The 3,482-nt window shown below is 73.9% G+C and carries 4 protein-coding genes; all 4 read left to right on the forward strand.

Features of this window, described 5'->3' with window-relative positions:
• The first annotated feature begins 92 nt into the window (after window positions 1-92).
• The gene (gene glmS / locus RB146_13990) at window positions 93-1,937 is read left to right on the forward strand and encodes a glutamine--fructose-6-phosphate transaminase (isomerizing) (GenBank protein ID MDQ7830075.1); all 1,845 of its coding nucleotides are present in this window, start codon (window positions 93-95) and stop codon (window positions 1,935-1,937) included.
• A 5-nt stretch (window positions 1,938-1,942) separates the two neighbouring features.
• Window positions 1,943-2,101, forward strand: a complete 159-nt coding sequence (locus RB146_13995; GenBank protein MDQ7830076.1) for a Trm112 family protein — start codon at window positions 1,943-1,945, stop codon at window positions 2,099-2,101.
• The gene (gene acpS, locus RB146_14000) at window positions 2,098-2,487 is read left to right on the forward strand and encodes a holo-ACP synthase (GenBank protein ID MDQ7830077.1); all 390 of its coding nucleotides are present in this window, start codon (window positions 2,098-2,100) and stop codon (window positions 2,485-2,487) included. Before RB146_13995 ends, acpS begins: the two co-directional genes overlap by 4 nt.
• A 471-nt stretch (window positions 2,488-2,958) precedes the next feature.
• Window positions 2,959-3,482, forward strand: a 524-nt coding sequence (locus RB146_14005) for an NAD(P)H-hydrate epimerase (protein MDQ7830078.1), incomplete at its 3' end; no start/stop codon positions are given.

Raw genomic sequence — 3,482 nt, forward strand, 5'->3', positions numbered from 1 at the left:
ACGGCGCGACAGCTGGGCAGAACCTAGTGGGCCCTGCGCGGGCGGGCCGCATCCGGCGGCGTGCCGCGCCGGCCCGACGTGGAGGGATTCGCATGTGCGGCATTATCGGCTACATCGGGCAGCGGGACGCCCTCCCGGTGCTCCTGGAGGGGCTGCGGCGCCTGGAGTACCGCGGCTACGACTCGGCAGGCGTGGCCGTGCTGAGCAACGGCCACATCGCCGTGCGCAAGGCGGCAGGCAAGCTCGCCCGCCTGGAGGCGCTCACCGCGCGCGACCCGCTGCCCGGGACCGTGGGCATCGGCCACACCCGCTGGGCCACCCACGGGGTGCCCACCGACGAGAACGCCCACCCCCACACCGACTGCGCCGGCGACATCGTCGTCATCCACAACGGCATCATCGAGAACTTCCTCCCCCTGCGCGAGGCCCTCACCGCCCGCGGGCACGTCTTCCGCTCCGACACCGACACCGAGGTCATCGCCCACCTCATCGAGGAGGCCTACGCGGTCCTGCCCCCCGGGCCGGAGCGCTTCGAGGCGGCGGTGCGCGCGGCCCTGCGCCAGACCACCGGGGCCTACGCCATCGTGGTCATGGCCCGCCAGCACCCGGACCGCATCATCGCCGTGCGGCAGATCAGCCCGCTCATCGTCGGCCAGTCCGACGGGGCCACGATCCTGGCCTCGGGGATCCCCGCGCTGCTGCCCTACACCCGGGACGTGCTGGTGATCGAGGACGGGGAGATGGCGGTGCTGTGGGCCGACCGCGTCCTCATCACCGACCTGGAGGGACGGCCGCGCCCGCGCTCGCCCGTCCACGTCGACTGGGACGCGGAGATGGCGGAGAAGGGCGGCTACCCCCACTTCATGCTCAAGGAGATCCACGAGCAGCCCCGCGTGCTCATGGACACGCTCATGGGCCGGCTGGACGCCGCCGGCCGCGTCGAGCTGGACGGGGTGCACGTCACCGACGACTTCGTGCGCGCGCTGGACCGCGTGTGGATCACCGCCTGCGGCACGGCCTACCACGCGGGGCTGGCCGGGCGCTGGCTGATCGAGCACCTGGCCCGCATCCCGGTGGAGGCGGACCTGGCCAGCGAGCTGCGCTACCGCGACCCGCTGATCCAGGGGCGCACCTGGACCGTGGCCATCAGCCAGTCGGGGGAGACGGCCGACACGCTGGCGGCGGTGCGGGAGGCGCGGCGGCGCGGCTCGCGCATCCTGGCCATCACCAACGTCGTCGGCTCGGCGCTCACCCGCGAGGCCGACGACGTCCTCTACATCCGCGCCGGTCCCGAGATCGCCGTGGCCTCCACCAAGGCCTACCTGACCATGCTGGCGGCGCTGGTCATGCTGGCGCTGGACCTGGGCCGCCGCCGCGGCACCCTGGACCCCGCCCGGGCGGAGGTCCTGCTGGCCGGGCTGCGCGCCCTGCCGGCCAAGGTGCAGGCGGCGCTGGAGGGCGAGGCGGCGGTGGCGGAGCTGGCGCGCCGCTACCGCGACGTCGAGCACGTCTTCTTCATCGGTCGCGGCCTCGACTACCCGGTGGCCATGGAGGGCTCGCTGAAGCTCAAGGAGATCTCCTACGTCCACTCCGAGGCGCTGGCCGCCGGCGAGCTGAAGCACGGCACGCTGGCCCTGGTCGTCCCCGGTGTCCCCGTCGTCGCGCTGGTGACGCAGGGGCATGTGTACGAGAAGACGGTGTCGAACATCCTGGAGGTGAAGGCGCGCGGGGCCGAGGTCATCGCCGTGGCCTACGAGGACGACGAGCAGATCGCCCGCCACGCGGACCACGTCATCCGCCTGCCGCGGGTGCCCGACCTGCTGGCGCCGCTGGTGGCCATCGTCCCCCTGCAGCTCTTCGCCTACTACGTGGCCCGGGAGCGCGGCCACGACATCGACCAGCCGCGCAACCTGGCCAAGAGCGTGACGGTGGAGTGAGCGCCATGCTGGAACCCTGGGTCCTGGAGATTTTGGCCTGCCCCGCCGACAAGGCCCCGCTGGAGCTGCGCGAGGACCGGCTGGTCTGCACCCAGTGCGGGCGCCGCTACCCCATCCGGGACGGCATCCCCCACCTCCTGCTCGAGGAAGCGGAGCTGCCGTGAGGCCCGGCGGAGCCGTGGTGGGCGTCGGCCTCGACGTCGTCGAGGTCGCGCGCGTCCACCGCGCCGCCGGGCGGTGGGGGGAGCGCCTGCTGCGCCGCCTCTTCACCGAGGCGGAGCTGGCCCGGGCCCGGGGGGCGCACGCCCAGGCCCGCCTGGCCGCCCGCTTCGCCGCCAAGGAGGCGGTGATGAAGGCGCTCGGGGTGGGCTGGCAGGCGGTGCGGTGGCGGGAGATCGAGATCCGCACCGACCCCACCGGGCGGCCCACCGTGGCCCTCTCCGGGGAGGCGCAGGCCCTGGCCGAGCGGTTGGGCGTGGGGGAGGTCCTCGTCTCCCTGACCCACACCGACCACCTGGCGGTGGCCCAGGCGGTGGCGCTGGCGCGCTAAACCCTACAGGTCAACGGATCAGGGACGGGAAGTACACGAAGAGGGGCGCAAACCCTGACGACTTTTCACCGTCTTCAGCGCGCGCCGCCGGTGCCTACCGCCTCGAGGCTGATCTCGGGAGTTACCCCCCAAGAAGACCTGTGGGGCTCTCGGCGTCCACGTGCGCGGCGTTTGACTCGGCTACTTCGCCGCCGGGCTCGCGCCCCTCTAGTTGTGACAGTATCGGCGGGCCAGGCATGCGTCAATCCCGATTCTCCGTTCGCGCGCTGTGGATTCTGTGGGCAGTGTGCACCGGGTGCGGCACGCGCAGCAGCGCAGGCGAGGACGGCACCGCTCGCCGCCAGCGACATCCGCACGCCTTCCCGCCGAGGAGTGGAGGGGGGTGAGGCGAAAGACCAGGGGAGTGGCTCCCGCCCTTCGGTCTCCGCGGGCTTGCGGGGAGGCCGCCGGCAGGAGCCGGGCCGACCGACCATGCGCGTCGCCACCGCCGCCGAGATCCGCGAGATCGACCGCCGCGCCGAGGAGGAATACGGGCTGCCCGGGCCCGTCCTCATGGAGCAGGCGGGGCGCCGGGCCGCGGAGGTCGTGCGGCGGGAGGTGCCCGCGGCCCGGCGGTGCGTCGTGCTGGCCGGCAAGGGGCGCAATGGCGGGGACGGGCTGGTGGCCTCCCGCCACTTGGCCGCAGCCGGGTGGCGGGTCGAGGTGCTGCTGGCGGCGCGCGAGGAGGAGCTCGGTCCCGACATCCGCCAGACGCTCATCCGCGCACGGGCGGCCGGGGTCGAGGTCATGCCGGTGACGAGCCCGGCCCTCGCCGGCGCGGAGGCCCTTCTGAGTACGGCGGATGTGATCCTGGACGCGCTCTTCGGCACCGGCTTCCGCGGAACCCTGGTGGGCATCGCCGCCCGCCTGGTGGAGGCGGCCAACGCCGCCCCGGCCCCGATCGTCGCCCTGGACATCCCCTCGGGCGTGGACGCGGACACGGGGGCGGTGCGCGG

The sequence above is a fragment of the Armatimonadota bacterium genome, from assembly GCA_031081585.1.
In the GTDB taxonomy this organism is placed as follows: Bacteria; Sysuimicrobiota; Sysuimicrobiia; order Sysuimicrobiales; family Humicultoraceae; genus Geohabitans; species Geohabitans tengchongensis.